Annotated in this window: 3 protein-coding genes; 1 reads left to right on the top strand and 2 read right to left on the bottom strand. The window is 68.8% G+C overall.

The features are described 5' to 3' along the window. Positions 1 to 194 precede the first annotated feature (194 nt). Complete coding sequence (locus tag D7V93_RS40360) at positions 195 to 1,229, top strand: PA0069 family radical SAM protein (protein ID WP_120648333.1); 1,035 nt, start codon at positions 195 to 197, stop codon at positions 1,227 to 1,229. Positions 1,230 to 1,257: 28 nt separating this feature from the next. Here the strand turns inward: D7V93_RS40360 and D7V93_RS40355 are convergent, their stop codons facing one another. Then, positions 1,258 to 1,506 (bottom strand): GlsB/YeaQ/YmgE family stress response membrane protein, encoded by a 249-nt coding sequence (locus D7V93_RS40355; RefSeq protein WP_120648332.1) that lies wholly within the window; start codon positions 1,504 to 1,506, stop codon positions 1,258 to 1,260. A 29-nt stretch (positions 1,507 to 1,535) separates the two neighbouring features. Further along, positions 1,536 to 3,494: M13 family metallopeptidase (locus D7V93_RS40350; protein ID WP_147451599.1), on the bottom strand; the 1,959-nt coding region annotated here is incomplete at its 5' end.

The raw sequence follows: 3,494 nt of genomic DNA, 5'->3' as shown, positions 1-3,494 counted from the left end.
GGCCTGTCCGTCTTCGGTGGCTGGGGGGTACCTCCCGACGTGGGGAGGTGGATGTTGTTGGCGATTCCCGGCATGGCGTTCTCCTCGTGTGTGAGTGACCTTCAATAGGGAGAGCGGTCGAGGCGGGGAGCCGTCCCAGGAATTTCAAATCAGAACGCCTTGACTGAACGGGCATTCAGCCACACCGTGGGCCGGTGAAACCCCGTCCCGTCGACAATCCGCCCAACCCCTGGGCGAGCACCGCGGTGGAGTACCTGGATGAAATCCCGCCGGCCCGGCTGGAGATCTACGAGGACCACAGCCGCTCGGTGGTGGCGAAGAACGACAGCCCCGACGTGTGCTTCTCCTGGAGCGTCAACCCGTACCGCGGCTGCCTCCACGCCTGCGCCTACTGCTACGCGCGGCCCACGCACCAGTACCTGGACTTCGGCGCGGGCACCGACTTCGAGACGCGCCTCGTCTTCAAACCCCAGGCCCCGGAGCTGCTGCGCGAAACCTTCGAGCGCCCGTCCTGGAAGGGGGAGACCGTCGTCTTCAGCGGCGTCACCGACTGCTACCAGCCCCTGGAGGCCTCGCTGCGCCTCACCCGCCAGTGCCTGGAGGTCTGCGCCGAGTACCGCAACCCCGTGGGCATCATCACCAAGGGCGTGCTGATTGAACGCGACCTGGACGTGCTCCAGCGGCTCGCGGGCGAGGCCCGGCTGTCCGTGAGCATCAGCCTGCCCTTCCACAACGAGGAGCTGGCGCGCGCCATGGAGCCGCTCGTCGCCACGCCGAAGCGGCGGCTGGGCACCGTCCGGAAGCTCGCGGAGGCCGGAATCGACGTGGCCGTGTCCGTGGCCCCCATCATCCCCGGGCTCAACGACGAGGACATCGCGCGGGTGCTCGCCTCCGCACGGGAGGCCGGCGCCACGCGCGCGCACTACACGCTGCTGCGACTGCCCGGGCCGGTGAAGGACGTCTTCGAGGAGCGCCTGCGCGCGAAGCTGCCCCTGCGCGCGGACCGGGTGCTGCACCGCATCCGCGAGACGCGTGGCGGGGAGCTCTCCGACAGCCGCTTCAAGCACCGCATGCGCGGCGAGGGGCTGTACGCGCAGACCATCCACCAGCTCTTCGCGACCGCGGCGCGCAAGGTGGGCATGCGCGCCTCGTCCATCACGGAGGCCGCGCCGGACACCTTCCGGCGTCCGACGCGGGCGTCCACCTCGCCCCAGCTCTCGCTCTTCTAGGCGGGAGCGGGGCGCGGGGCCCTCCCGGCTATTTCCGGATGGCTTGCAGGATGGACAGCAGGATGACGGCGCCCACCGTGGCCACCAGCAGCGAGTACAGGTTGAAGCCCGTCACGCCCCGACCACCGAAGAAGCTGAACACCCAGCCGCCCAGCATCGCACCGACGATGCCGGCGATGATGTTGGCGAGCATCCCCATCCGGGCATTGGTGCCCTTGATGATGCTGGCCAGCCAGCCCGCGATACCACCCAACACCAGCCACGAGCAGATTCCCATGCCGTCCTCCCTCGAATAAGGCCGGAGCCTTACCAGACCTCACAGCGATTCACAGCGGGAGCGACCATCTTCGTCCCCTGCTGACAGGAAAACGCCTGCTGGAACTGCGGCAGGTTCGTCACCGGACCGTTCACGCGCAGGAAGGCGGGCGCATGTGAGTCCGTCAGCGCCCGCTGCCTCGCCGCTTCATTACGAATCTTCGAGCACCACGATTGCGCGTGCGCGAGGAAGAACTGCTGGCCGGGGGTGAAGCGGTAGGCGTTCGCCTGGGCCGCCTGGTCCGGGTGCTTCGCCAGGTACGCCTCCATCGCCGCGTACGCCAGCTTGAGGCCGCCCAGGTCCGCCACGTTCTCACCCAGCGTGAGCCGGCCGTTCACCTTCACCTCGTCCACCGCCGTGTAGCCGTCGTACTGGTTGCGCACGCACGCCACGCGCTCGCGGAAGGCCTTGTCCGACGCCGGGGTCCACCACGTGCGCAGGTTGCCGTCCGCGTCGAACTGGCGGCCCTCGTCGTCGAAGCCGTGGGTGATTTCATGGCCCACCACCATGCCCATGGCGCCGAAGTTCACCGGCGCGGCCGCGTCCCGCCCGAAGAAGGGCGGCTGGAGGATGCCCGCGGGGAAGACGATCTCGTTGGTGGCCGCGTTGTAGTAGGCGTTCACCGTGGGCGGCGACATCAGCCACTCGGTGGGGTCCACGGGCTTGCCCACCTTGCGCAGCTGGCGCGCCTGTTCGAACGCGTCCGCCGCCAGGTAGCTGTCCAGGAACGAGTCGCGCTTCAGCGTGAGGCCGTCATAGCGGCGCCACTGGTCCGGGTAGCCAATCTTGTTGGTGATCTTCCGCACCTTCACCAGGGCCTGCGCCTTGGTGTCCGCGTCCATCCACGACAGCGTGTCCAGGTTGCGCTCGAAGGACTGCTCGATCTGCTGGACCATGGCCAGCGTGGTGGCCTTGCCCTCCTCGCCGAAGGTGCTCGCGATGAAGGGCTTGGCGAGCGCGTGCGGCAGCGCCTCGTCGGTGACCTCCACGCACTTCTTCCAGCGCGCCAGGTCCACCTTCGCGCCGGTGAGGACGGCGGAGTCGAAGCGGAAGAACTCGTCCCGCACCGCCTTGGGCAGCGTCGTCTGCACCTCCTTCACCAGGAGGTAGGAGAGGTACGGGCCCATGTCGGAGGGCCGTTGCTGGCGCACCAGCGCGGACACCTCCGCGAAGAACTTCGGCTGCGTCACGTTGAGCGCGTCGCCCGGGGGCAGACCCACCTCCGCGAAGTACGTGTCCCACTGGAAGGCGGGCGCCAGCTGCTTGAGGCCCTGACGCTCCAGCCGGTGGTAGACCTTCTCCGGCTCGCGCGTCTCCTCCTTGGGGAGCGCCGCGCTGGCCAGCCGCGTCTCGATGGCGAGGATGCCCGTGGCCTTGCGGCTGGCGACGAAGGGCGCGTCGCCCAACAGCTCGAAGACCTTCTGCACGTGCGCCTGGTAGGCGGCGCGGGCCTCGCGCATCTTCACGTCGGGCTTCAGGTAGTAGTCGCGGTCCGGCAGGCCCAGCTCGCCCGTGCTGACCACCGGGATGACCTGCGTGGAGTCCTTCTGGTCCTGATCCGAGTACACCTTGAAGAGGGCGTCCACGTCGCGCGCGTGCAGCCACGCCACCGCCTTCGCCACGTCCTGCGGGCTCTTGAGCGCGGTGAGCTTCGTCAGGTACGTGCGCAGGACGGGCAGCGACTGCTCCAGCTTCGCCTCGTCCATGCAGGCGCCGTAGTAGTCGCCCAGCAGCTTCTCCTCCGGCGTGCCCCCGCCCTGCCCTTGCGCGACGCGGGTGAGGATGTCGCGCAGCACCGTCTGGTTGCGCTCGGCCACGGTCTCGAAGCCGCGGCTCCAGCGCGCGCGCTCGGCGGGGATCTCCGTGGTCTTCAGCCAGCCGCCACAGGCGTAGGTGTAGAAGTTGTCACAGGGGTTCGCGGACGGGTCCATCACCGCGGCGTCCAGGCC

The sequence above is a fragment of the Corallococcus llansteffanensis genome (assembly GCF_003612055.1).
GTDB classification, from domain to species: domain Bacteria; phylum Myxococcota; class Myxococcia; order Myxococcales; family Myxococcaceae; genus Corallococcus; species Corallococcus llansteffanensis.
Note: the sequence above shows the minus strand (reverse complement) of the source record. Positions and strands in the feature narration are given on the sequence as shown.